We start from the raw sequence: 24,285 nt of genomic DNA, 5'->3' as shown, positions 1-24,285 counted from the left end.
CTTCGCGGGAAAATGATAAGATGATTTTATCGAAAAAGGGGTGAAAGGAAGGCAGCTCAGCGCCGAAGAAGGTCCTCGAGGCTCGTTTGGGGGGATTTCTCTTCATAAAGCATAGCGTAAACCTCCCGGGCGATGGGAAGGTAGAGCTTCTCTTTTTGGGCGAGGCGATGGAGCGCCTGAGCCGTCGGCACTCCCTCGGCTACTTCGCCCAGCTCCTGGAGGATCTCCTCCCGCTTTTTCCCTACCGCCAGGCCCAGGCCCACACGGTAGTTGCGGGAGAGTTTGCTGCTCGCAGTCAAAAAGAGATCCCCCGCCCCTCCCAGGGAGAGAAAAGTCTCCGCCCGTGCACCGTAATGGATGCCGAATCGGGCCATCTCCACCAACCCCCGGGAGATCAGAGCCGCCCTGGCATTGTTGCCCAACTCCAGACCGTCGCAGACTCCCGAGGCGATAGCGATGACATTTTTGTAAGCGCCGCCTACTTCCGCTCCGGCGATGTCATCGTCCACATACCCTTTGATGAAATCCGGGAAGGCTTCCACATAGCTTTCGGCCAGCTGGCGGTTGAGGGAACTGGCCACCAGAGCCGTCGGGAGTGAACGCATCACCTCCGCGGCGAAGGAGGGGCCTGAAAGATAAGCCAGTCTATCGGCGGGAAGAAAAGATTCCAGAACCTCATTGAGCAGTGCTCCGCTCGAGATCTCGATCCCTTTGGCCGCCACGAGAATCTTCTGCCCCCGATCCACAAAGTGCTCCTCCATCCAGCCCCGGATCGACTGCGCCGGGATCACCAGCACCAGATACTCCCGCTCAAGCGCCTCCTCCTCGGAGACGAAATTGGGAAGATCTTGTTGATGGCGCGACGTGATCACCACATCGTTCTTCTGAGAAAAGGCATGGTTAAGCGCCTGCCCCCACTTGCCGGCACCGATGATCGCCAGTTTCATTCTTTGGGCTCCTCCGATTCCTTGATCAATTTTTCGAAACGGTCCAAATCGTCATCACGGCCGATACAGACGATGATGTCCCCGGCATCGAGATTGTGCTCTAGACCCGTCGTAACAAAGATAAAGCTGTTCCCGAGCTCCACGTCTATCATTCCGACGAAAATCACTCTGTAACGCCGAAAGTCCACCTCATCCAGACTGTGTCCGTGGAGGAACGAACCCTCAGGGATCACGATCTCCCGGAAACTGTATTCATGGTTGGTATCGAGAAAGCCCTCGAGGAATCGGGTCGCAATCGGTTTACTGAGAATATTGTGGATCCGGTTGGCACTGACCGCATAGAGGTCGATAACCTGATCGGCTCCGGCCCTTTTGAGCTTGCGGGTAGCATGGATCGAATCGGAGAGGGCCAGGATCCTGTTTTCGGGATAGAGCGCCCGCAGGGAGAGGACGAGGAAAACGTTCAAATGGTCATCGTCCATGACACAGACCAGTTGATCCCGATTCTCCACAGGCAAATCCGCCAGGGCATCGTCATCGGTCACGTCCAGATGCAGGCAGCGCGCGAAGCCTTTTTTCAATGCTTTCTGGTATTTCTCATCATCCGACTCCACCAGGGTTACGGTCGCTTCACTTTTCAAAAGTGCATCGGCAATACTCTCACCGAACTTGCCGTAACCGAAGAGAATGACCCGTTTCGATCCTCCTAACTCAAGCATCGTTTTCCTTCCGTGCAACTTCTCTCAAGAAAATAGGCGATGTTTGCCTTATGTCCCATCACCAGCAGGACATCCCCCTCTTCCAGGATCACAGAGTCTTCAGGATTGAAAATGAAGCGCTCTTCTTTGGCCTTGTGCACACCGATCAGCACCAGCTTGTAAGTTTTGAAATCGATGCTTCCCAGTGTTGCCCCGATCAGATTGCTGTGGGAATGGATCTTCACCTCATCCAGCAAAGCGACATTCTGACCGGTGAAAATCGCGTGGATCGCCCGATACATAACCGGCTTGAGGATCGCGGTGACCATCATCGTCCCCGCCACCTGATTGGGTAGGAGCACATGGTCCGCCCCGGCCCGTTCATATTTGCTGACGATCTTGGGGGAACTGGCCCGGGCGATGACACGGATCCTGGGGTCAATGCTCTTGGCATTGAGGGTGATGTAGATATTCTCCACATCGTCGTGGGACATACACAGAACCGTCACATCGGCCCCTTTGATATTGAATCGCGAAAGGGTGGCGTGGCGGCTGGCATCGTCGACGATAGCATCATACCCGTCGTGCAACGCCTCCTGCACTCTGGCGGGATCCCTGTCGAGAATGATATAGCGATACTGTTTGGCCTCTGATTGCCGGAAGAACATCTTTGTCATCTGCCCATACCCGCAGATGATAAGAAAGGAGTCGCTCCGGTTGACCTCTTCGACAATCCGCTCCTCTTTGAGCTCCTCCAGTTTTTCGGAAAAAGCCGAGACGATCACCGAGGTGGCGAAGGAGATCATCGCAATCCCGAAGAGGATGATGATCATCGCGATCACCCGTCCCATGTCCGAGACGGGAGCGATGTCTCCATAACCGACCGTGGTAATGGTCACCAGGGACCAGTAGATGGCATCGAAGATGTTGTTGATATTGGGATTGTGGGTATCTTCGAGGACATAAATGGCGATGGCCCCCGTGAAGGTGACAAAAAAGAGCAATCCGAGTAGAGTCAGCAGTTCGAAGCGTTTGGTGGCCAGCACTTCGACGAACTGATTGATACTTCGCGTATAACGTAGAAGTTTGAGGAAACGAAAGAGTACGAAAATCCGCAAAACCCTCAGAGGGCGGTAAGCCGGCAGAATCGCCAGCAGATCCACGATCGCCGCGGGAGTGACCATATAGGCCAGTTTCTTCTTCAGGGCCCGGGCCAGTGCCGGCCAGAGTTTATACTCCCTTCCCACGATGGTCGCCTGTTCGTATTCATGGACCAGATCTCCGGTCAGGTCGCTGGAGATCCAAAGACGCAGAATATATTCGATCAAAAAGACCAGAGAGACAAAATAGATATCATAATAATCCAACCAGACCGGGACGGGATGCTTAACCTCATAAATCAGAATAAAGACGGAGCTGAAAATAAGAAAAATGATAAAACCGTCGAAAGTTTTTTTATAGGGGTTGTGTTCATTTTCCAGCAGATCCGTCACCTTTTTGCGCCAGCGCTGATAGCGTTGGGATCGGTGAAGGGTAATCGCCCAGCGAAGAATCCGCTCTTCAAGCTGTTTCAGGAAGCCAAGCTTCATGAGCTGAGACGTTCTTTTAGCAGTTGATTGACTTTACCCGGGTTGGCGGTACCTTTGGAAGCTTTCATCACTTGCCCGACAAAGAAGCCCAGAAGCTTCTCCTTACCGGCTCTGTACTCTTCGACTTTGTCACTGTTGGCGGCGAGCACCTGATCGATCATCTCCAGAATGGCACTGTCGTCACTGAGCTGTTTGAGGCCCAGCTTCTCGATGAGTCCATCCACATTCCGCTCTTCATTCTCCATCATATAATCCAGGAGTTCTTTGGCCCCTTTGCCGGAGATGGTCCCATCCTCGATCCGGGCGATGACCTGCCCCAGCGTCTCGGCGCTCACCGGAGAATTCTGGATCTCGAGGCCTGCCTTGTTGAGCCGTCCCTGCAATTCACTGGTCAGCCACGTCACCGCCGCTCTGGCAGGAGCCCCTGCCGCGATCATCGCCTCGAAATAGGCCGCCATCTCTTTGACGGCGGTAATGACCAGAGCATCCTCCCGCTTGATCCCCAGCTCCTGGGCATAACGGGCCACTTTCTCATCGGGTAGCTCGGGGATCTTCTTCGCCTCTTCCATCATCTCATCGGTGACGATGACCGGACGCAGATCGGGATCGGGGAAGTAGCGGTAGTCGGCGCTGTCCTCTTTGCCCCGCATGGAGCGGGTCTCTCCCGCCTCGGTATCGAAGAGCCGGGTCTCCTGCCATACTTCTTCGTCATAGACTCCATCTTCCCAGGCTTCGATCTGGCGCTCCACCTCATATTCGATGGCTTGCTTGATGAAACGGAAAGAGTTGAGGTTCTTGATCTCCACTCGGGTCCCGAACTCTTCACGCCCCTTGGGACGGATCGAGACATTGACATCGCAGCGGAAAGAACCCTCCTGCATATTGGCATCGCTGATATCGAGATAGCGGACGATGGCATGGAGCTTGCGTAGATAGGCGACCGCTTCGTCACTGGAGCGTAGGTCGGGTTCACTGACGATCTCCAGCAGCGGAGTATCAGCCCGGTTCAGGTCGACCTTGGAGATCGACCCTTCGTGGAGGCTCTTGCCGGCATCGGCTTCCAGGTGGGCCCGGGTAATGCCGATCCGCTTACGCTCCCCCTTTTTATCTTCGATAAAGAGCTCTCCATCCTGTACGATGGGAACATCGAATTGACTGATCTGATACGCTTTGGGGCTGTCGGGATAGAAGTAGCTCTTGCGGTTGAAGATGGAGCGGCGATTGACGGTGGCGTTGACGGCAAAACCAAAGCTCATCGCCTTCTTCACCGCTTCTTTGTTGAGCACCGGCAGTGCACCGGGCAAGCCCAGGCAAACCGGGCAAGTGTTTTTGTTCTGATGCTCCGCGAAGCTGGTGGGACAAGAGCAAAAGATCTTGGATCGGGTATTGAGCTGGACATGAACTTCCAGGCCTATAACGGTTTCAAACATATTTATTCTGTCCTTTGAGGTCAGGTTTTGATAAGAGGGATATTATATCCTATACCGTTTTAACCCCGTCAGCTCTAAGACTCCATTCTATCTGTCATTAAGCCGGTTATAGATTTTTTTCTAGGGCCTGATGTTCTTAGGTATCGATTCGGATACGCTTGAGCTCTACGGCAAACATTTTGGAAAGCTATAAAATCCGGGATGCTTGTTTAACGATATAAATATTCTGACCCTTTCACTTTCTCATTTACGCAAAATAACGAATCGAAGCGATTCCCGATGCACCACAGCTCATGGCACGACGGATCTTCTCTTTATCGGTGATTCCTCCCAGTGCAATCATGGGAACCTTCGCCTCCTGAACTATTCGGGTGAAGCCCTTTTCTCCCAGAGGCTTTCCTTTCCCGGGAGAGACAAAAAGGGGGCTGAGGGTCACCATATCCGCTCCCGCTTCTTCCGCTTTCTTTATCTCCTCCAGGGAATGAGTGCTCGCCACCGTTTTCAATCCCAGTCGCTTCCCCTCGGAAATCAGCCCATATGCGTCGGAAGAGCAGTGGACTCCCCAGGCACCCAATCGAAGCGCCAGTTGCGGTGTGTTATGGAGGATGATCTTCCCGAAACCGGCCTCTTTTGCCGCTTCAACGAATCTTTCGGCCCGTTTTTCGTACTCGGCGGTTTTTTTATCTCTGTAAAGGATCATCGAAGCACCACGTGCTTTTATGCGATGAAGGTCAGAGGAAAGGGTCTCGAAAGAGAGGATGGAAGGGTCGGTAATGGCGTAGAGGATCATCGATCCGAACGGGAATCGAGGCGCTGTTTGATCTCTTTGAGGAGGCGGGTCTGATGGCGAAGCTCTTCGGTCCGTTCAAAAGCAGCCAGGAAAACCTCCATCAAAAGCACACCGAAGAGCCCAGGAATCGCCCAGACGATCATACCTGCCAGAGCATAGAAGAACCCCACATCGATATGGCGAAAAAAAGCGGCAAGAGCACCCAGGACCGCTACGGCCCAGAAAGTACCCAAAAGAAAATTGATGAGAAAAGAAAGAGTTCGGGATTTGAGGCGCATAAGGGGTGAGGGAACCTTAAACGGCACCCAAGGTATCGACAACCGGCTCGGGAGCTTTTTCGGGATGCTCCTCCTCCAAGGCTACGGCACCGGCCAGGTAGACGTAGGTCAGGATCATGAAGACGAAAGTCTGCAACAGAGCCGAGAAGGTCAGCAGAAGAAAGCCGGGCAGAGGCACGATCCAAGGGACCAGCATCAACAGGACCCAGAGGAAAAGATCATCTCCTTTGATGTTACCGAAAAGACGGAAGGAGAGCGAAACGATCCGGGAGATATGGGAGACGACTTCGATAGGGAACATCAGAGGCGAGAGAGCCTTGACCGGTCCTGCAAAGTGGGCGAAATAGTGAACGACACCCTGCTTTTTGATCCCCTCGTAGTTGTAATAGATGAAAACAACCAGCGCCAGAGGCAAGGTGACGTTGATGTTGTTGGTGGGAGACTCGAAACCGGGAATGATTCCGATCAGGTTACAAACCAGAACGAACAGGCCGATGGTAGCGACAAGGGGGAGATATTTCCGAGACAGTTCTTCTCCGATGACATCCTTGCCCATCGCGATGACACCGCCCAGATAGGCTTCCATGACATTCTGGGTCCCGTCGGGAACGGCTTTAAGATTGCTGACCGCTTTGAACGCCAGCCACATAATGATGATCGCAACCAGGAGCAGGTGTCCGACCACCTGTCCGCTTCCTTCGCCCAAGATCGCACCGATAAAGGTAAATACACCTTCCATTCGCTTCCCTTTTTGAGTTAATTTGCCGTGATTATATCGAGCTTTAGCTTAGTCAGGGCTCAAAAAAGAGCCTCAGCGGGGCATTCCGGGGAAGCCTCCCCCTCCCTGCATCTGCTTCATCAGATCCTGCATCTGTTTCATCCCGCCCTTGCCCGAGAGCTTCTTGGCCATCTTCGCCGCATTTTTGAACTGTTTGATCACCCGGTTCACTTCCATCTGGCTCAGCCCCGCCCCCTGGGCGATCCGGCGCTTGCGGCTGTTGTTGAGCAGATCGGGATTCTCCCGCTCCTTGGGGGTCATGGAGGAGATCATCGCTTTGATGTGTTTGACCTCTTTGGAATTCTCCAGATCCAAATCCCCCAACTGTTTGGCCATATTGCCCATACCGGGGATCATCCCGATCAGGGATTTCATAGAACCCAGTTTCTTCATCTGCTCCATCTGCTCCAGGAAATCGTTGAAGTTGAACTTCCCTTTTTTGATCTTCTGGGTTACCCGCTTGGCGGTCTTCTCGTCGATCACGGCGGCAGTCTTCTCCGCCAATCCCTCGATATCCCCGGCCCCCATCAGGCGGGAGGTGATCCGCTCGGGGATGAAGGGCTCTAGATCGGGCATCTTTTCCCCGCTACCGATGAAGCGCAGGGGCACACCCACTTGATGGGCGATCCCCAGGGCGACGCCCCCTTTGCTGTCGGCATCGAATTTGCTCAGGATCACCCCGGTAATGCCGATCTTGTCCTTGAAAGTCTGGGCAGTGCGCACCGCATCCATCCCGGTCATCGCATCGGCGACGTAGAAGATCTCGTCGGGCTGAGCCAGATCCCGGATCCGCGCCAGTTCCTCCATCAGCTCCTCGTCGATGGCCAGGCGACCGGCGGTATCGATCAGCACAACGTCATAAAGCTCATCTTCCGCCTTTTTAAGCGCCCGCTTGACTACTTCGTCGGGCGTAGCATTCTCGTCGGCCACCAGATCCACCCCGATCTGCTCGGCAATCTGACGCAGCTGCTCCACCGCCGCCAGACGCTGGAGGTCCGCCGCGGCGATGAGGACCTTTTTCTTCTTCTGCTCTTTGAGCATATAGGCCAGCTTGCCGGTCGTGGTGGTCTTACCCGATCCCTGCAGACCCGTCATCAGCACCACCGTCGGAGGCCGCGAGGCGAAAACAAATCCTTGATTGCCCTTGGCGGTCAGGATCCGCACCAGCTCATCCTGCAAGGCCTTCATAAAGCTCTCTTTGCCGATACCGGCGGCCTTCGTCTCTTTTTCGACGGTGACGATAAGCTCTTTGACCACCTTGTGGTGGACATCGGACTTGAGCAGTGCTTTCTTCAGCTCCGCCAGTGCTTTCTTCAGCGCCTTCTCATCATCGTGAAATCGGATCTTCCCGATGGCGTTTTTGAAACTGTCGGTCAATGTATCGAACATCTTTCTTTCCCCGTTCGTCAAATAGTTGTTGAGATTTTAGCGAAATTAGTCGTTAGTCGTCAGTTGTTGGTCGTTGGTATAACAAGGTGTCGCCTACGGCGACGAATATAAAAAACAGCGTTGCAAAGCAACGCTTACCAACATCCTCAATCCTCCATCTTCAATCTTCAATCCAACGCTATTTATAGCGTTGAATGTCCTTCGGTTCCGGCGCTTCGTAGCTTCGTCCCAGTAGAGTGATCTTCTTGGCGTGCAGCAGCGGGCGTTTGGCCCGGGTGGGGCTGCCGTATTGTTCGTCGCCTACGATGGGATGGCCGACGTGAGCCAGGTGAACCCGGATCTGATGGGTCCGGCCCGTCTCGATCTCGATGCGGACTTTGGACTTTTTGCCCTGGACCTCATCGGGCCAGACCTTCGTCAGAGCCGGTTTACCCAGTTTTTTATCGATCTTGGAGAAGGCCTTGCCTTTTTTGATCGTGTGGATGGGCAGATCGATCTCGAAGGGCTCCACGACGACCCCCTCAACCCAGGCGACATACTCTTTGTGCACTTTCCGCTGACGAAAGGCCTCGATCGCCTTTTTGGCGAAGGCTTCATCCCTGGCAAGCAGCAAGACCCCGCTGGTATCCCGGTCGAGACGATGAAGCAGCTGCGCCCCCTCGATCGCCTCTTCGATTTCGTAACTGTCGATAAAGGCCGGTTTGTTGACCGCCACCACCTGCTCATCCTGATAGATGATCTTCACATCCGCCGGCTCCTCGATACGGAACTTCGTCTCTTCGGGCATCTCCGCCCGGGCGATACGGACCTTTTGATCCCCCACATAGACCAGGCCCCGATCGATGAGTTCCTTGGCTTTTTTGTTGGAGATCCCCTCCTGAGCCGCCAAAAGTTTATACGCTTTTTCCATAAAAATCCTTCAAATATTAGTCGCAAGTCGCGAGCACAGGGCTTCGCCCCTCACGTCGCAAGTAAAAGCGTTGCCAAGCAACGCAAACCAAAATTTCTCATTTCTAATTTCTATCTTCTAATTTTTCGAGAAATTCTTTGAATTTCTCAGAATAAGGAAATTCCACCACCTTGATCTTCGCCGTCTCCCCGCTTTTGAAACGGATGGAACTTTTAGGCACTTTGAAGGCTTTGGAAAGGAACTTGACCAACTCCTTGTTGGCCGCTCCTTCCACCGCCGCCGCGGCGATACGCACTTTGATCGCTTCATCACCGTAAAGCCCGGCGAATTCGCTGCGGCTGGCGCCGGGCTGGGCTTTGATTTTGAGGGAGGCAAGCTCTCCTCTGATCTCATAAAACATTTCGGATCTCCTTTTCGATACGCTCCAGAGCATCCCCTCGGACTTTGAGGCGGGTCGGCTCCAGGAGTTTGGGGTAGCGCAGAACTTCAGCCAGCTCTTCTTTGGGAGCGATCGTGATCCCTTCGATCCCGGCGAATAGCTCTTCCTGATTGAAATAGTGGGGCCCGCTGATGATCGGCATACCGAATTGGGCCGCTTCGACGGCGTTGTGCCCTCCGATGGGTTCGAAGGCCCCGCCCAGGACCACCAGATCGCTGATGGCGTAACAGTTGATCAGCTCCCCCATCCGATCCATCAGGATCAGATCGGCCTCCAGGGATTCTCCCTGGCTGAAGCGTCGCGCCTGCCACGCCTGGAGCTTAGCGAAGGATTCCATCATCCGCCATACCTTGTCGAAACGCTCCGGATGACGGGGAACGACGAGCAATTTCGCCTCGGGGCGCAGGGCTTTGAGCTCCCTGAAAGCTTCCAGAACCGCCCCCTCCTCCCCTTCGTGGGTACTGGCGGCGCAGACCAGGTAGCCTTCGGGCTTGGGAAGCTGCCTTGTCGGCTGCGGCCTCTGGGCCAGTTTGATGTTGCCGGTCACCTCCACATTGCGTGCCCCCAGAGCTTCCAGACGTTCCCTGTCCTTTTCACTCTGAGCGAAGATGCGGTCGATGCGGGCGAAGATACGGCGGTAGAACCAGGCAAAACGCCGATAGCCGGGCCAGGAGCGGTCGCTGATGCGGGCATTGATCAAAAAGGTAGGCGCACCCCGCCTCTTGGCCACGGTAAAGAGGAGATACCAGAGCTCCGCCTCCATCACCACCAAGGCTTTCTGGGGCTTGACCCAGAGCCAGAGCAGCGGTTCGAAGGGCAAATAACGGCTCTGCTCCGGCGCCAGGGAGGCGATGCTCTCAAACCCGGTCTGGGTCGTCGCACTCATCCGGCGCAGCTCGGGAGCGAAGCGCTCCACCAGAGGGGCTACGCCCCTCGCTTCACCGAAGCTGCAGACGTGAAACCAGATCCCCCCTTCCCGCAGAGGCGGGTTTTTCCAGAGAAAAAAGCGGGCGGGGATCGATCGTCGGTATTTCTTTTTGAAGGAGAAAAGAAGTAAAAAAGGGAGTGCCGCGAGCCAGAGAATGGCGCTCAGCAGCGTATAGCAGCAGGTGAACAAGGCCGCATCAGGCCTCGGGGGCCGCCTCCACCTCTTCCAGGTAGAGAATCCGTCCGCAGTGGGGGCAGGTGACGATCTCTTCGCCGCGGATCACGTCGGAGTAGGTCTTGTCGCTGATCTTGAGGTAGCAGCCATAGCACGCCTGCTTGCGCACGGGAACCACGGCGCTGTTACCGGCCCATTTGCGGATCTTCTCATAGAAGGAGAGGATCTTCTGATCCATCTTGCGGATGATCTCTTCACGGGCTTTGTAGAGCCCTTCCTTCTCCTTCTCGATCGCTTGAAGCTCCTGATCGACGTCGGCTTTGACCGATTCGAGCTCTTCACTCAGCTGGGCCAGTTCCGCCTCTTTCTCTTCGAGCAGGGCGCTTTTGGTCTCGATCACCTTATTGAGGCGCTCGATCTCCTCGTTGGCGAAGGTGAGCTTCTCCTTGGCAATCTCCTCTTCGATCTGAAGGGCTTTCATCTCCTTTTCGGTGGAGATATCCTTTCCCTTTTTCTGAATATCCTGGAGTTGCTGGCTCAGGGCGCTGATCTGCTCTTCATAGCTGGCGATCTTGTCCCGGCTCTCCTGGATCTGCTGGCGGAGGGTGTCGATCTCGTTTTGGACCGCTTCGACCTTTTTCTCCTCTTTGGCGACTTTTTTCTGTGCCGCTTCGATCTGAGGGGCAAAACGATCAAGCTCGTTGTCGATACGGGAGAGTTCGATCAGCTCTTTGAGATGTTGGTTCAATGGTTATCCTTTTGGATGGGAGGTTCTGCAGTGGATTCCGCTCTACGCTCACGCGAGGGTGAACGGATTTTTCGATGGCGAGATTATAACCGAAATCGGCAGAGTTTTCAATTGTACCGCCATAAGTTCGGCGAAAAAACGTTCGCTCTCCCAATGGCCGATATCCACCATCATCAGCCCCTGGCTCATCGCTTTCATCGCATCGTGGTATTTGATATCGCCGGTCAGGAAACATTCGGCCTCCACCCGGTCCATCAGCGAAGCTCCGGACCCGGTACAGAGGGCCACCGAGCCGATTCGCTCTCTGGGGGCGACCATCCGCAGCACCTTCAGGCCGAAGGCTTCCCGCAAGCGCCCCTGCAGCTCCTCCAGGCTCCAATCCACCCGCGCTTCACACAAAAAGGGCTCTTCCCGCTCTGGCTCCAGGCCCAGAACCTCGGTAAATACATAGCGGTTGAGATGGGTCTGGTCGAAATTGGTATGCATCGCGATGAGCGACTGCCCTTTGCGGATAAGCTTCTCGATCAGATCGGCGGGATAACGGCGAAAATCGAGATCCGTCAATTTCCCGAAGATCAGGGGATGGTGTACGACAAAAAGCGCCCTCTCCGGGGCCGAATCGATCATTGCATCATCCAGATCCAGGGAAACCACGACCTCTTCGACGCTGCGCTCCGGATGCCCGACGATCAGGCCGCTGTTGTCCCATTTCTCCTGGAGTTCCAGAGGACTCAGTTCATTCAGATAGTCGAGAATGTCACGAATTTTCATAAAACCGCTTCCAATTCAAAATCCATAATCCAAAATCTATCATCTACTTCGACGCTCAGCTCTTAACTCTCTTCAAACGTTCCGGTTCCTGGGCTTTATAGAGCTCGGCACACCCCTTGGCCAGGTCCCGGATCTTGAGGATGTAATTTTGGCGCTGGGCCTGGCTGATCGCTTTACGGGCATCGAGGACGTTGAAGGTATGCGAAGCGATCATACACTGGTCGTAAGCCGGCAGGGGCAGCCCCGCCTCCAGGCAGCGGCGGCACTCGTTGCTGGCATCGTCGAAGTGACGGAAGAGCATCTCGGTATCGGCCACTTCGAAATGGTATTTGGAGAATTCATATTCGCTCTCTTTGTGGACGTCGGCATAGGTGACCACTTCGTCGCCTTTGCGGTTCCAGACGATATCGAAGACCGACTCGACCCCCTGCAGATACATCGCCAGGCGCTCGGTACCGTAGGTGATCTCCACGGCCACCGGATCGCAGGGCAGACCGCCGACTTGCTGGAAGTAGGTAAACTGGGTCACTTCCATTCCATCGAGCCAGACTTCCCAGCCCAAGCCCCAGGCCCCCAGCGTCGGGGATTCCCAGTTGTCTTCGACAAAGCGGATGTCGTGATCCTGGAGCCTGAGCCCCAGATACTCCAGGGATTTGAGGTAAAGATCCTGGATATTATCAGGCGAGGGCTTGATGAGCACCTGGAACTGGTAATAGGCGCCCAGACGGTTGGGGTTCTCCCCGTAGCGCCCGTCGGTGGGACGGCGGCTGGGGGCTACATAGGCGGTAGCCCAGGGAGTCGAGTCAAGCGAGCGCAGCAGCGTGGCGGGATGAAAGGTCCCCGCCCCGGCGGGCAGGTCATAGGGTTGGACAATGGTGCAGCCCTGGGCCGCCCAATATTGCTGGAGCTTGAGGAGAAGGTCGGAGAAGGTGATGGCGTTGGGGTTCATTATGATGCTATTCCTAAAAGTTTGTCGATTTTGGCCTGGTCGAATCCGCAGATCCATTGACTGCCGATGAGGACCACCGGCACCCCGCGGCAGCTGTGGCGTTCACAATCCTTGGCCGCTTTGCGGTCTTTGGTGATGTCGATCTCTTTGAAACGCACCTTGTGCTTGCGGAAATGATTCTTCGCCCGCGTACACCAGATGCAGCTCGGAGAGGTAAAGAGCACAACGGTTTTGGAGGGCTTTTTCTTCTCTTCCATAGTATTCTCCTTTCAGTCGAATAAATGAGGAGTTAGGAATGAAGAATGAGGAATTATTGTAGGCTTTACTGTCGTAAAGCTTTTATTATAAAAAGCCCGGGCTTAGGCCCGGGCAATCCTAAATTCCTCGTTCCTCATTACTCATTACTCATTCCTCATTCAAGGAGATCGAAGTCACAAAATGACTTCGATCTCCTTAGAATCCAATTCCACCTTCTTGGCTTTGCTCACCCGGTCTTCCTGGAGCTTGACCCGCAGTTCGTCGTCGCTGAGTGCTAGGATCTGGATGGCCATATAAGCGGCGTTGACGGCTCCGGCTTTGCCGATGGCGACGGTGCCTACGGGCATACCGGCGGGCATCATCACGGTGCTCAGCAAGGCATCCTCGCCCCGGAGCTCTCCGCTGGCCATCGGCACACCGATCACCGGTTTGGTCGTCGCCGCCGCTACGGCTCCGGCCAGATGAGCCGCCATACCCGCCGCGGCGATGAAGGCCTGGGCCCCCTTCTCTTCCGCCTCTTTGATGTAATGCTTGGTCCGCTCGGGAGAGCGGTGGGCCGAAGAGATGATCAGCTCGTAGGGTACGCCGAATTTCTTGAAGGTCTCGGCGCATTCTTTCATCACTTCGTAATCGCTCTTGCTCCCGATGATGATGGAAACGAATTTCATTACTATCCTTCTTTTTTATCTCTTCAGTACTTCTCTTCCCGTCGCTGAATGGCTTGAGGCTCGGGGGTCAAACCCTTTTTAGCCCGGGCTTCCCGAATGTCCCGGCGCAAAATCGTATATCCCGGGAATTTCGTCGGCAGTATTATATCATTTAGATCGCCGCTGTGGATGCACTCAAACTCTTTACCCGAAAGGGCGACGATCTTTTTGATCGTCAGCCACCATTTGCCCTCTTCTCCCAGCTCGACCTTGCCGTATTCGTTCTCCACCTCCTGCAGGGTCGCGCCTACCGGCAGCACGATCTCCAGCCGGTCGCCGACACAGGTCTTGTCCTTGCAGCGCCAGGTGGTTCCCTCTTCGCCCACCAGCGCCGCCACCTGATGGGTCCCCTCCTGGATTGTGAAGCCCTGGGACTGGGTATCGTGGCGCTCGAAGGGGCGGCTGATGAGATAAGCGTCGGTGAAGCCCCGGTTCTGAGTGGTATGCAGCTCCTTTTGGTAGCGCTCCGCCTCGAAGACGCCGGCGTAGTAATCGTCGATCGCTTGGCGGTAGGCCCGGGTGACGGTGGCCACATAATAGGGGGATTTGGTCCGCCCCTCGATCTTGAGCGAATCGATGACGCCGCTGGAGAGGATCTCGTCGATATGGCTCGCCAGGTTCATATCCTTGGCGTTCATAATGTAGGTGCCGATCTCTGTCTCCTCTTCGAGTTTGAAGGTGGTGCCGCTCTCGGGATTGTGGGCGTAGATCTCGTAGGGAAAACGGCAGTCGTTGGCGCAGCTGCCCCGGTTGGGGACCCGCCCCGTCTGCAGGGCCGAGATAAGGCAGCGCCCGCTGTAGGCGAAACACATCGAGCCGTGGACGAAGATCTCCAGCTCCAGATCCGGCAGCTCCTTTTTGATCGCTTCGCAATCTTTTAGGCTGATCTCCCGTGCCGCGATGATCCGGCGCACCCCCATATCGTAGTAGACCGCCGCATCCATCGCATTCATCACATTGGCCTGGGTGGAGAGGTGGATGGGGATCTCGGGGGCGACTTTGCGTGCCATCCGGATCACGCCGGGGCTGGAGACGATGAAGGCGTCAGGCCCCAGTTCACGCATCTTGGCCAAATGGTTTTCGTAAAGTTTCAGCTGGGAGTTGAAAGGAAAGCCGTTGATGGTGACATAGACCTTCTTGCCCCGTTCGTGGGCATAGTCGATGCCGGCTTTGAAAGAGTCCAGGTCAAACTCTTTGCCGCTGCGGATCCGCAGGCTGAAGGTACTCGTGCCGCCATAGACGGCATCGGCCCCGTAGTTGATGGCGATTTTGAGTTTTTCCAGATTGCCCGCGGGGGCGAGCAGTTCCACTTTGTCCATAGATTTTCCCTCTTGCGCTCAGGCGTGATAAAATTGGGATATTTTATCCAAATGGAGCCTCCCATCAAAACGTTTACAATCCTTTTGCTCCTTCTCTCATCGCTTGGAGCAGTGTCTGTCACCCATTACAAGCCTACGCATTTCTGTTTTCGACAAGAAGGAACGGTGCTGGAAGCCCTGAGAAGCTTTCAGCTCCAGGGCCGTCCGATGCTTCTGACGGTGCATCCCGAGACGCTCAAAACCCGTGTGCTCCGAGAGAACGATATACACAGAGTTCCCTGCCCCGCCGACTCCCGCTACCATCGCCTCCTGAGGGCTGCATCCGCCCCGCCTCATCCCCTGCAAAACGACGGCATTACCCACGCTCAAAACGGGCTCTATCTTACGACCGATCTCTGCCCCTCGTCCAAAAAGGGTTTTGAGCAGCGGCTCTATGAAGCCCTCATCGACCGTTTCCCCCATCCGGTGCCGGTGACCCTTTTCATTACCAAGCGCTGGATTGACAAACATCCGAATGCCTTCGCGCAATTCAAATCCTGGAAAGAAAAGGGCGACCTGGCGATCACCTGGGGCAACCACACCGCCTGGCACCACTACCATCCCGGCAAGCCTATGAGAGAGAATTTCGTCCTCTCACCCGAGGAGAATTTGACGGAGGATGTGCTGACCCTCGAAAAGAGCCTGCTGGAGCACGGCGTCACCCCTTCGATTTTCTTCCGTTTCCCCGGGCTGGTTTCCGATCGGCGCAGCGTCGAAACGGTTACCCGACTCGGGCTCATCACCATTGGCAGCAATGCCTGGCTGGCCAAGGGCCAAAGGCCCAGGCCTGGCTCCATCATTCTGGTACACGGAAACGGCAATGAACCCAAAGGGGTGGATCTCTTTTTGAAAATGCTTCAAAAGGGCGAGATCCCGCAGCTCTATCCTCTCTCCGGGATCCTCAAAGAAAAACATAAATAATGGTATAATATATACAAAGAATAAAAAGGTAAAACGATGAAATATATCACCGTAAGTGACGTAGTGAAGAAGCCGTCGATCGTAACCAACGCTACCGAAGTAACCCTGATCGAAGACGCCAAGCGGCATATCGCCAAGAGTGTCGTCATTCCTTATGCCCTCTATAAACAGCTTCGCAGCAAACTCGAAGAGGAGCTCTACCTGCTGGAAAATGCCCAAGCGCTCAACGAGGAAGCTTATGAAGAGTTTTTGGAGATTGAAAGTGTGGCGGAGGATCTCGGTCGATGAAACGAGGCGAAATCTATCTGGTTAATTTCGGAAAGAAATACAACAGTGAATTTGGCAAGGTCCGGCCTGCACTGATCATTCAAAACGATATCGCCAATAGAGTTATCGACAAAGTGGCTTTCAAAGGGGTAACCCTCCTTCCTCTGACAAGCTGGATCAGCGGAGGCTCCCTGCGGGTGGTCCTCAAGGCAAGGGACCATCTGCTTCAAGACAGCGAAATATGCATCAACGAACTCTGCACATTGGATCTCAGCCGCATCGATCTGAGCCGATGCCTGACTGTCCTGACTCCCCGGGAGCTCAAAGAGGTGGAACAAAAACTCTGCCTCCATCTGGGAGTCGGAACTTTTTAATCCAGAAAGAAACTCTCCCGCATAGCCTTTTCTATCTTTTCGAGATCAAAATGCCCTTCGGTGAAATAGTCGAAAGCGATCACTCCCTGGTAGAGGAGCATTTCGCTTCCGTCTTTGCTCCGCACCCCCAGAGAGCGGGCCAGACGCAAAAAGGGAGTCTCTTTGCCGTAAATCACATCCAGGGCTCCCGACGCGCGGCGCAATAGTGGTTCCAGGATCTCTCTCGGCGCCGGGAGGCTCTCATCCTCCAATCCGGCGGAGCTCATATTGACGATCAGGTCATACGCTCCGGGGGCAAACTCTTCCCAGGTATAGGCGGCGAAACCCTGCTCCTTGAAAGACTCAAGCCTCCCTGCGCTGCGGTTAAGGATTGTCACCTCATAGCCCGCTTCCCTCAAAATCATCGCCGTCGATGCCGCCGTACCGCCCGCTCCGAGGAAGAGCACCCTTTTGCCCCCGCCGAACTCTTCTACGACCCGCAAAAAGCCGGGAGCGTCGGTGTTGTAGCCGTGGAGCTTTCCATCGCGCAGGACGATGGTATTGACCGCCCCCACTTTTCGGGCGAAATCGTCCAATTCATCGCAGGCCCGGTAGGCGTGCTCTTTATGCGGAACCGTGATGTTGGCCCCCTTCAGCCCCAACTTCAAAAATACTTCCCTCAGCCGTTCCCCCTCTTCCAGCCGATAGCGTCCATAGCAGGCAGGGTAGTCGAGGGTTTGGAAAGTATAGTTGTGCATCAGCGGTGAGCGGGAGTGGGCCACGGGATTCCCGAAAATTGCAAAGAGTTCTCTATCCATCGGTCAGCATCCTTTTCCTCTCTATTTTGAGCCAAATCTTATCCAATCTCCCCTCATAAGCCACAGCCCGGAGCACCCGACTCGATTATTCCCTTGCCCCTCCCCTAAAAATTGGGTAATCTCCAATCATTGAAGTTTCTCGAAAAGGCGAACTATGACCATCGACCTGCACAACCATACACCCCGATGCAACCACGCCGAAGGAAGTATCGACGAATACATCGAAGCGGCCCTTGCCAAAGGGATCTACATTTTCGGCTTTTCCGACCACGCCCCGATGGATTTCGACGAAAAATACCGTATGGCTTTCGAAGAGATGAGCGGCTACGAGGAAGAAGTACGGGAAGCGGCCGAGCGCTACAAAGACAAGATCACCCTGCGCCTGGGCTATGAGGTGGATTACCTCCCCGGGCATATGGACGAACGGGTTTTGAACGCCGAGGTGGATTACTTCATCGGCTCGGTCCATTTCATCGACGAGTGGGGCTTTGACAATCCCGAATTCATCGGTGAATATGAAAATGCCGACCTCGATACCATCTGGCGGGAATATTTCGAAGCGGTCGAGGCGATGGCCCAAAGCCGCCTCTTCGATATCGTCGGGCACCTTGATCTCATCAAAGTCTTCAACTACAAACCCCGCTCCGACATCCGAACCCTGGCCGAGGGGGCCCTGGACGCCATCGCCTCTGCGGATATGACGCTCGAACTCAACGCCGCTGGCTGGCGCAAACCGGTCGCGGAGGCTTACCCATCCCTCGACCTGCTCCGTATGGCCCACGACCGGAAAATCCCAATCACCTTCGCCTCCGACGCCCACAAACCGGAGCAGGTAGGCTACAAGATGGGCCAACTGCACGCCCTGGCCCGGAAAGCCGGATACAGCGAGGCGGCCGATTTTCACCGAAGAGAACGCCGCCTGCTGAAATTTTAGGCAAATGATCTCCACGGCTCTGAAGTAAAGCGAAATGACTGCTTAAAATTTAGGCAGTTCCCCTTTCCTTTTTCTCAGAGAGTGGGAGTATAATGAAGCCATCAATTTTTCAGGAGGATTACCTATGGGTAAATTTGTCAACAATATTGAAGAGTTCTTCGCGTTCTGCAAAGACAACGAAGTCGAGTTCGTCGACTTCCGCTTCACCGATATCAAAGGGGCGTGGCACCACATCACCTACCGCCTGGGTGCGATCGATGAGGGAATGCTCGAAAACGGAATCCCCTTCGACGGCTCTTCCGTCGATGCCTGGCAGCCGATCGAGAAGTCCGATATGATTCTCAAGCCCGACGTTCCCACCGCATTCCTGGACCCCTTCACCGCCGATCCTACCATCGTCGTCATCTGTGACGTCTTCGATATCTACAAAGGGCAGCCTTATGAGAAGTGCCCCCGCTCCATCGCCAAAAAAGCGCTGCAGTATATGAAAGAGCAGGGGATCGCCGACGAAGCCTACTTTGGGCCTGAAAATGAGTTTTTCATCTTCGACAATGTCCGGATCTGGACCGGAATCAACCGTTCCGGTTACGAAGTAGACTCCGACGAGGGTGAGTGGAGCTACGACAAGAACTACGAAGATATGCCCAACATCGGTCATCGCCCCGGCACCAAGGGAGGATACTTCCCCACCATGCCCACCGACTCTATGGTAGACCTCAGAGCCGAGATGATGCAGGTAATGGAAGAGATCGGCTTGGAGGTCGTCCTCGGCCACCACGAAGTCGCCCAGGCACAGGGTGAGATCGGGATCAAGTTCGGCAACCTGATCGAAGCGGCCGACAATGTCCAGAAATACAAGTATGTCGTCAAGATGGTCGCCCACCTCAACGGCAAGACAGCTACTTTCATGCCCAAGCCCCTCTACGGCGACAACGGAAACGGCATGCACGTCCACCAGTCTCTCTGGAAAGACGGCAAAAACCTCTTCTACAAAGAGGGTGAATACGGTAACCTCAGCGAAACCGCCCTTCACTATCTCGGCGGAGTCTTCAAGCATGCCCATGCCGTCGCATCCCTCACCAACGCCACCACCAACTCCTACAAGCGGCTCATCCCCGGATTCGAAGCGCCCAGCATTCTGACCTACTCCAGCCAGAACCGCTCCGCTGCCTGCCGGATCCCCTATGGTGCCGGTGAAATGGCGACCCGGATCGAGACCCGCTTCCCCGACTCCAGCGCCTGCCCCTACCTCGCTTTCTCCGCGCTGCTGATGGCGGGAATCGACGGAATCAAAAACAAATATGAGCCTGTAGGGCCTATGGATATCGACCTCTTCGAGCTCACCCTTGACGAGATCCGGGAGAAAAACATTCCCCAGATGCCCCACACTCTCCGCGAGGGCCTCGAAGCGCTGATCAAGGATCACGACTTCCTCCAGCCGGTCTTTACCGAGCTCTTCGTCGATACTTATCAGCACTACAAATTCGAAACCCAGGTTTGGCCTGACGAAGCCCGGCCTACCGCCTTCGAATTCAGCTCCACCTACAGCTGCTAAAGCAGGGGCTTTGCCCCTTTTCTTTTAACGATCTTCTTCACATTCCATTTCAAAAAATCAACTCTATCTTTCCGGAGAGCATTGAGTATTGCGCGTTAAGAGATTTTATTTCTCCATCATTCCATTCTCCATTGCTCGGTTACTCACTCCTCACTCCTCATTATTTTGTCTTCCATTCTCCATTCTCAATTCTCCATTAATAAAAAGCTCTCTTTTCGCTAAAATCATTCCTATAGAGTGAGGAAGGAGCGAATATGGCCGGCCATTGCGATCCCACGATCTTTCATCCCGATACCCCCTGGAGCCTGGGAGTGGAACTGGAGGTGCGGCTCATCGACGCCGCCACGATGAAGCCGGCCAACCGCTCTCCCTACCTCTTCGAGAATATTCCCGAAAACCTGCGCCCCAATATTCACAAAGAGCTGCTCAAATCGATGGTGGAGATCGTCACCCCCGTCTGCCAAAACCCCACAGAGGCAGCGGATTTTGTGATGAAAGCACTCCACGAACTTACCCGCATCGGCGAAAAGGAGGGGATCCGCCTGGCCGCCCTGGCCACCCATCCCTTCGAGCGCAAAGAGGACAACGAACGTTTCGAAGACCCCCGCTATGACGCCTTCGCCGAAGAGCTGCAGATCGTCCTGCGCAACTTCCTCATCAGTGGGCTCCACATCCACGTGGCGATGCCCACCGACGAAGCCGCCATCCGCGCCTACAACGCCACCATCGCCTATCTGCCCATCTTTCTGGCCCTCTCGGCCAACTCTCCGTTTCATCTGGGAGAAGATACGGGCCTGCAATCCTACCGCACCAAGATCTTCGAACGCCTCCCCAGGGCAGGCATCCCCGAATACTTCGACAGCTATCCCGCCTATTGCCGACTGATGGAACAGCTCTACACTACCGGCACGATCCAGAGTGCCAAGGATGTCTGGTGGGATGTACGGATCCATCAGGGTTTCGGCACGGTAGAGCTGCGGGTCTGTGACGCTTTTTACGACCGGGAACGCCTGAGACTTATCGTGATGTTCTATCAGGGCCTGCTCCATCACATCACCCAATATCCCGTGGGGCGCATCTTTACCCAGATCGCCAAGCAGAACAAATGGAATGCCGCCCGCCACGGGATGAAGGGGAATTTCATCGAAGGGGACCGGGTCGTCGGCATTCGCCAAAAGGCCCACGAGCTGGTGGATCAGATCGAACGCTCCGGCTCCTTCCAAGCCCTGGGCACCCAGCAAGATGTCCCCGCCCTACACGAGCTCATCGAGCGGGAGACTATCGCCCGTAAACTCCGTCGTATTTATGAAGAGACAGGGGACTTCAAAAAGGTGATCGAAGAAGAGCTAATTGAGTGAGTAACTAGAAACGAGTAACTAGTAACTAGAAATTTATTTGTATGATTCGAAAAACATAAAAAAAGGAGTGGAATGAAAGGGATTATTGCGGCAGGAGATCGGCTGACGGCACAAGCGGGGGCACGGATCCTCCAAGAAGGGGGCAATGCTTTCGATGCGGCGTGTGCGGCGATGCTGGCGGCTCCTCTGGCGGAACCGATGCTTACCAGCCTGGGCGGGGGAGGCTTCCTCCTGGCCCACTCTCCGGGGACAAAGCCTCTGCTCTACGATTTTTTTGTGGATGTGCCGCCCCAGCGGGTCGAAGAGCCCGACTTTTTCCCCATCTACGTCGATTTCGGCACAGCGGTGCAGGAGTTTCATATTGGTGCGGGCTCCACAGCCGTACCGGGAATGATCGCCGGCATCGACCGGCTCCACCGGGAACGGGGGCGGCTGAGTATGGAGCAGGTCATCGCCCCGGCGGTGGAGTATGCCCGGGAGGGGATCCGGCTCAGCCAACTGCAGGCGAGCTTTGTCAAACTTCTCGAGCCGATCCTCCGCTCCACCGGAGGCTCCCAGGCCCTCTTCGCCCCGGACGGTGAGCTGATCGATCATCAAAAGATCGTTCGCAATCCCGACTACGCCGACTTTCTCGAAGCCTTCGCCAAAGAGGGAGCCGATCTCTTCTACCGCGGGGAGATCGCCGCGGAGATCGACCGCTACTATCGGGAGCACGGCGGCCTCCTGCGCCGGGAGGATCTGGAAAATTACCAAGTCCGGTTGCGTGAGCCCCTCAGTTTCGATTACCGGGGCTACCGAATCGCCACCAACCCTCCCCCCTCCGCCGGGGGCATCCTCATCGCCTTTACCCTCAAAATGCTGGAGGGTTCCAAAGCCCGAAGCTCCTACACCCTGGAGTATGTGCGGGACCTCATCGAAGCGATGGCGGTAACGGCGGAGTTTCGCCGGACCCACGTGGACCCCCACCTCCACGATGAGGCACTGCGCGATATCCTGGACAACGGCGATCTGCTCGCCCATTACCTCCTGAGCCTCCAGAGCCGTCTGAACCTCTGGGGCAACACCACCCACATCAGTGTCATCGACCGTGAGGGCCATGCCGCATCGGTCACCTCCACCAATGGCGAAGGAAGCGGCATCGTCGTCCACGGCGCGGGGATCATGCTCAACAATATGCTGGGCGAAGAGGATCTCAACCCCCACGGATTTTTCCGCTGGCCCGCGGGAGTGCGGCTCCCCTCGATGATGGCTCCCACGATGGCTTTCGACGAAGGAAACGAACCGGTGCTCATCCTGGGCAGCGCCGGCTCCAACCGCATCCGCAGCGCCATCACCGAAGTGATCGAACGCACCCTGCGCTTCGGCAAAGGAATCCAGGAAGCCGTCGATGCCCCGAGGGTCCATTACGAAAAAGAAGAAGTCTTCTTCGAACCCGGCTACGACCCCGAGATCGTCAAAGCGGTCAATGCCCGCTACAAGACCACCCTCTTCGAAGAGAAGAGCCTCTTTTTCGGCGGGGTCAACGCCGTCACCGGCCGTTTCGAGGGCGGAGCCGACTCCCGCCGGGGCGGTGCGGTGGAGAAAGTTCTTTGATCCATAGGAGGTGCCCAATGATAAAAAGCCTTTTAATTCCCCTGATCTCCCTTTTACTCTTCGGCGGGCTCTTGCAGGCGATGGACGGGGATCTCCCCCAATCCTCCTATCGGCTCAAAAGCCGCACCCTAAAACAGAGCACCTGCGTCCAGGGCAAAAAAGCGAAGCTTTGCTATACTAAAAAGATTGACCTTATCGACAGCGCCATTCTCAAACCCTCCCTGCGGCGCATCGTCGAGGGCTTCAACGCCTATTATTTGTCCGGCTATAACGAGGACAAGCCGCGTGAGCTCCTCGCCGATGTCGATCCCGATGATCTGATCGGCGCTCCCGAATGGATTCAGCAGACCTCCCTGGAATTCTATGATTATGTCGCCGGGATCGTGACGCTGGAGGCCTATCTTTACGGCTACACGGGGGGCGCCCACCCCAACAGCTCCGTGGAGCTGCGCCTCTTTCGGGAAAAGGACGGCAAAGAGCTGAAACTCGCGGACCTGATCGGTCCCGGACGGGAAAAGGCCTTTGCCAAAGTGGCCGAAAAGTATTTCCGCATCAAAGCGGGACTCCTGCCCGACGAACCGCTGGAGGATTACGGCTGGATCGCCGAGGGCTTCGTAATCCCTGAGAACCTGGCGGTCACCGAAAAGGGTCTTCTGGCCCTCTACAGCCCTTATGAAGCCAGGGCTTACGTCTACGGCTACAGTGTCTGGACCATCCCCTACTACGCCCTGCGCCCCCTAACCGCCCCCAATGCCGCCCTAATACCCCTGACCCGGCCAATCCATCTCCAGCCCCCGAAAGTCCACCGAAAAATCACTCTGGGAGAAAATGATGCGGATGAGCTCATCCTGGATCTGGAACAGAAAGGAAAACAGGTAGAAGTAAAAGCGACATTCACTCCAAGCCGGGACTACCGCCAGCTCCGGCTCACTTTCGGCTTCCCCCAGCCCCTGGCCCCATCGAAATATCCTATTCACGTTCTTGAGCGCAGCGGCTTTGAAAAGGTGCGCTTCATCCCCAAGGGCACTCCAATCCACACGCCTAAGAAACGAAAGAAAATCGCCGCCCCCTACCCCATTCTCCAAGCCGAAAGCAGCTCAAGCTCCTCTTACGAACCACTGGAGTTGCACTTCAGCTTCGAGCCTGCTGTGGAGAATGAATATTATTGCCTCAACTATCATCTAATCGGTCAGAAAGAGGGCAAGATACGTGAGCTGGGCGGGGACGATCCAATGGGCCAAGACCCTCTGGGATTCGAGCTCTACCGAATCTGCATCGACCTGCCGAAGCTCTAGCTTTTTCAGCCCCCTTCGGGTATCGTTACGCAACTCCAAGCAAAAGGAAA

The 24,285-nt window shown here is 55.3% G+C and carries 26 protein-coding genes; 8 read left to right on the top strand and 18 right to left on the bottom strand.

Annotation, left to right across the window (positions count from 1 at the left end; genetic code table 11):
• Positions 1-56: 56 nt before the first annotated feature.
• From NITSA_RS03605 to NITSA_RS03525, 17 genes are all read right to left on the bottom strand, one after another.
• Positions 57-947 carry an NAD(P)H-dependent glycerol-3-phosphate dehydrogenase gene (locus NITSA_RS03605; protein WP_013553671.1) on the bottom strand — a complete coding sequence of 297 codons (891 nt, stop codon included), beginning with the start codon at positions 945-947 and terminating at the stop codon, positions 57-59.
• The gene (locus tag NITSA_RS03600; protein WP_013553670.1) at positions 944-1,666 is read right to left on the bottom strand and encodes a potassium channel family protein; all 723 of its coding nucleotides are present in this window, start codon (positions 1,664-1,666) and stop codon (positions 944-946) included. Before NITSA_RS03600 ends, NITSA_RS03605 begins: the two co-directional genes overlap by 4 nt.
• A complete protein-coding gene (locus tag NITSA_RS03595) occupies positions 1,654-3,234 on the bottom strand; it encodes a potassium channel protein (protein WP_013553669.1) in 1,581 nt (526 codons plus the stop codon). Before NITSA_RS03595 ends, NITSA_RS03600 begins: the two co-directional genes overlap by 13 nt.
• A complete protein-coding gene (gatB, locus tag NITSA_RS03590; protein ID WP_013553668.1) occupies positions 3,231-4,664 on the bottom strand; it encodes an Asp-tRNA(Asn)/Glu-tRNA(Gln) amidotransferase subunit GatB in 1,434 nt (477 codons plus the stop codon). The genes NITSA_RS03595 and gatB overlap by 4 nt, the downstream gene beginning before the upstream one ends.
• A 247-nt stretch (positions 4,665-4,911) precedes the next feature.
• Positions 4,912-5,454 carry a thiamine phosphate synthase gene (locus tag NITSA_RS03585; RefSeq protein WP_013553667.1) on the bottom strand — a complete coding sequence of 181 codons (543 nt, stop codon included), beginning with the start codon at positions 5,452-5,454 and terminating at the stop codon, positions 4,912-4,914.
• Complete coding sequence (locus NITSA_RS03580) at positions 5,451-5,687, bottom strand: hypothetical protein (protein WP_148224930.1); 237 nt, start codon at positions 5,685-5,687, stop codon at positions 5,451-5,453. Before NITSA_RS03580 ends, NITSA_RS03585 begins: the two co-directional genes overlap by 4 nt.
• Before the next feature lie 61 nt (positions 5,688-5,748).
• Positions 5,749-6,471 carry a F0F1 ATP synthase subunit A gene (locus NITSA_RS03575; protein WP_013553665.1) on the bottom strand — a complete coding sequence of 241 codons (723 nt, stop codon included), beginning with the start codon at positions 6,469-6,471 and terminating at the stop codon, positions 5,749-5,751.
• 72 nt (positions 6,472-6,543) lie between these two features.
• The gene (gene ffh / locus NITSA_RS03570; protein ID WP_013553664.1) at positions 6,544-7,899 is read right to left on the bottom strand and encodes a signal recognition particle protein; all 1,356 of its coding nucleotides are present in this window, start codon (positions 7,897-7,899) and stop codon (positions 6,544-6,546) included.
• Positions 7,900-8,077: 178 nt separating this feature from the next.
• The gene (locus NITSA_RS03565; protein WP_013553663.1) at positions 8,078-8,809 is read right to left on the bottom strand and encodes an RluA family pseudouridine synthase; all 732 of its coding nucleotides are present in this window, start codon (positions 8,807-8,809) and stop codon (positions 8,078-8,080) included.
• A gap of 103 nt (positions 8,810-8,912) precedes the next feature.
• Positions 8,913-9,209 carry a DUF167 domain-containing protein gene (locus NITSA_RS03560; protein WP_013553662.1) on the bottom strand — a complete coding sequence of 99 codons (297 nt, stop codon included), beginning with the start codon at positions 9,207-9,209 and terminating at the stop codon, positions 8,913-8,915.
• On the bottom strand, positions 9,199-10,365 hold the full coding sequence (gene waaA / locus NITSA_RS03555; protein ID WP_013553661.1) for a lipid IV(A) 3-deoxy-D-manno-octulosonic acid transferase: 1,167 nt from the start codon (positions 10,363-10,365) through the stop codon (positions 9,199-9,201). The genes NITSA_RS03560 and waaA overlap by 11 nt, the downstream gene beginning before the upstream one ends.
• A 7-nt stretch (positions 10,366-10,372) precedes the next feature.
• A complete protein-coding gene (locus tag NITSA_RS03550; protein WP_013553660.1) occupies positions 10,373-11,098 on the bottom strand; it encodes a zinc ribbon domain-containing protein in 726 nt (241 codons plus the stop codon).
• Between the two features lie 48 nt (positions 11,099-11,146).
• Positions 11,147-11,869 (bottom strand): Nif3-like dinuclear metal center hexameric protein, encoded by a 723-nt coding sequence (locus tag NITSA_RS03545; protein WP_013553659.1) that lies wholly within the window; start codon positions 11,867-11,869, stop codon positions 11,147-11,149.
• Positions 11,870-11,924: 55 nt separating this feature from the next.
• Entirely contained in the window at positions 11,925-12,818 is an 894-nt protein-coding gene (gene glyQ / locus NITSA_RS03540; protein WP_013553658.1) for a glycine--tRNA ligase subunit alpha, read from the bottom strand.
• Positions 12,818-13,075, bottom strand: coding sequence for a glutaredoxin family protein (locus NITSA_RS03535; protein WP_013553657.1), 258 nt, complete (start codon positions 13,073-13,075; stop codon positions 12,818-12,820). The genes glyQ and NITSA_RS03535 overlap by 1 nt, the downstream gene beginning before the upstream one ends.
• Positions 13,076-13,249: 174 nt before the next feature.
• Positions 13,250-13,744 (bottom strand): 5-(carboxyamino)imidazole ribonucleotide mutase, encoded by a 495-nt coding sequence (gene purE, locus NITSA_RS03530; RefSeq protein ID WP_013553656.1) that lies wholly within the window; start codon positions 13,742-13,744, stop codon positions 13,250-13,252.
• 23 nt (positions 13,745-13,767) lie between these two features.
• On the bottom strand, positions 13,768-15,102 hold the full coding sequence (locus NITSA_RS03525; RefSeq protein ID WP_013553655.1) for a peptidase U32 family protein: 1,335 nt from the start codon (positions 15,100-15,102) through the stop codon (positions 13,768-13,770).
• Between the two features lie 165 nt (positions 15,103-15,267).
• Here NITSA_RS03525 and NITSA_RS03520 point away from each other — a divergent pair, with 165 nt between their 5' ends.
• The 3 genes from NITSA_RS03520 to NITSA_RS03510 are packed head-to-tail and all read left to right on the top strand — an operon-like array spanning position 15,268 to position 16,703.
• On the top strand, positions 15,268-16,062 hold the full coding sequence (locus NITSA_RS03520; RefSeq protein WP_052296598.1) for a polysaccharide deacetylase family protein: 795 nt from the start codon (positions 15,268-15,270) through the stop codon (positions 16,060-16,062).
• A 36-nt stretch (positions 16,063-16,098) separates the two neighbouring features.
• On the top strand, positions 16,099-16,350 hold the full coding sequence (locus NITSA_RS03515; protein WP_013553653.1) for a hypothetical protein: 252 nt from the start codon (positions 16,099-16,101) through the stop codon (positions 16,348-16,350).
• Entirely contained in the window at positions 16,347-16,703 is a 357-nt protein-coding gene (locus NITSA_RS03510; protein ID WP_013553652.1) for a type II toxin-antitoxin system PemK/MazF family toxin, read from the top strand. Before NITSA_RS03515 ends, NITSA_RS03510 begins: the two co-directional genes overlap by 4 nt.
• Here the strand turns inward: NITSA_RS03510 and NITSA_RS03505 are convergent.
• Positions 16,700-17,500, bottom strand: a complete 801-nt coding sequence (locus NITSA_RS03505; protein WP_013553651.1) for a shikimate dehydrogenase — start codon at positions 17,498-17,500, stop codon at positions 16,700-16,702. The two genes, NITSA_RS03510 and NITSA_RS03505, sit on opposite strands and share 4 nt — an antisense overlap.
• A gap of 154 nt (positions 17,501-17,654) precedes the next feature.
• On the opposite strand from NITSA_RS03505, the gene NITSA_RS03500 reads away from it, so the two are divergent.
• The 5 genes from NITSA_RS03500 (at position 17,655) to NITSA_RS03480 (ending at position 24,235) form a co-directional block, all read left to right on the top strand.
• The gene (locus NITSA_RS03500) at positions 17,655-18,434 is read left to right on the top strand and encodes a histidinol-phosphatase HisJ family protein (protein ID WP_013553650.1); all 780 of its coding nucleotides are present in this window, start codon (positions 17,655-17,657) and stop codon (positions 18,432-18,434) included.
• A gap of 124 nt (positions 18,435-18,558) precedes the next feature.
• A complete protein-coding gene (gene glnA / locus NITSA_RS03495) occupies positions 18,559-19,989 on the top strand; it encodes a type I glutamate--ammonia ligase (RefSeq protein ID WP_013553649.1) in 1,431 nt (476 codons plus the stop codon).
• A gap of 254 nt (positions 19,990-20,243) precedes the next feature.
• Complete coding sequence (locus tag NITSA_RS03490; protein ID WP_013553648.1) at positions 20,244-21,347, top strand: carboxylate-amine ligase; 1,104 nt, start codon at positions 20,244-20,246, stop codon at positions 21,345-21,347.
• 72 nt (positions 21,348-21,419) lie between these two features.
• Positions 21,420-22,940: a gamma-glutamyltransferase gene (gene ggt, locus NITSA_RS03485; protein WP_013553647.1), complete on the top strand. Its 1,521-nt coding sequence runs from the start codon at positions 21,420-21,422 to the stop codon at positions 22,938-22,940.
• A gap of 17 nt (positions 22,941-22,957) precedes the next feature.
• Positions 22,958-24,235 (top strand): RsiV family protein, encoded by a 1,278-nt coding sequence (locus NITSA_RS03480; RefSeq protein WP_013553646.1) that lies wholly within the window; start codon positions 22,958-22,960, stop codon positions 24,233-24,235.
• Positions 24,236-24,285: the final 50 nt, after the last annotated feature.

Origin of the sequence: Nitratifractor salsuginis DSM 16511, assembly GCF_000186245.1 — a bacterium.
Lineage (GTDB): Bacteria > Campylobacterota > Campylobacteria > Campylobacterales > Sulfurovaceae > Nitratifractor > Nitratifractor salsuginis.
This window is presented reverse-complemented; position numbering and strand designations above follow the sequence as displayed.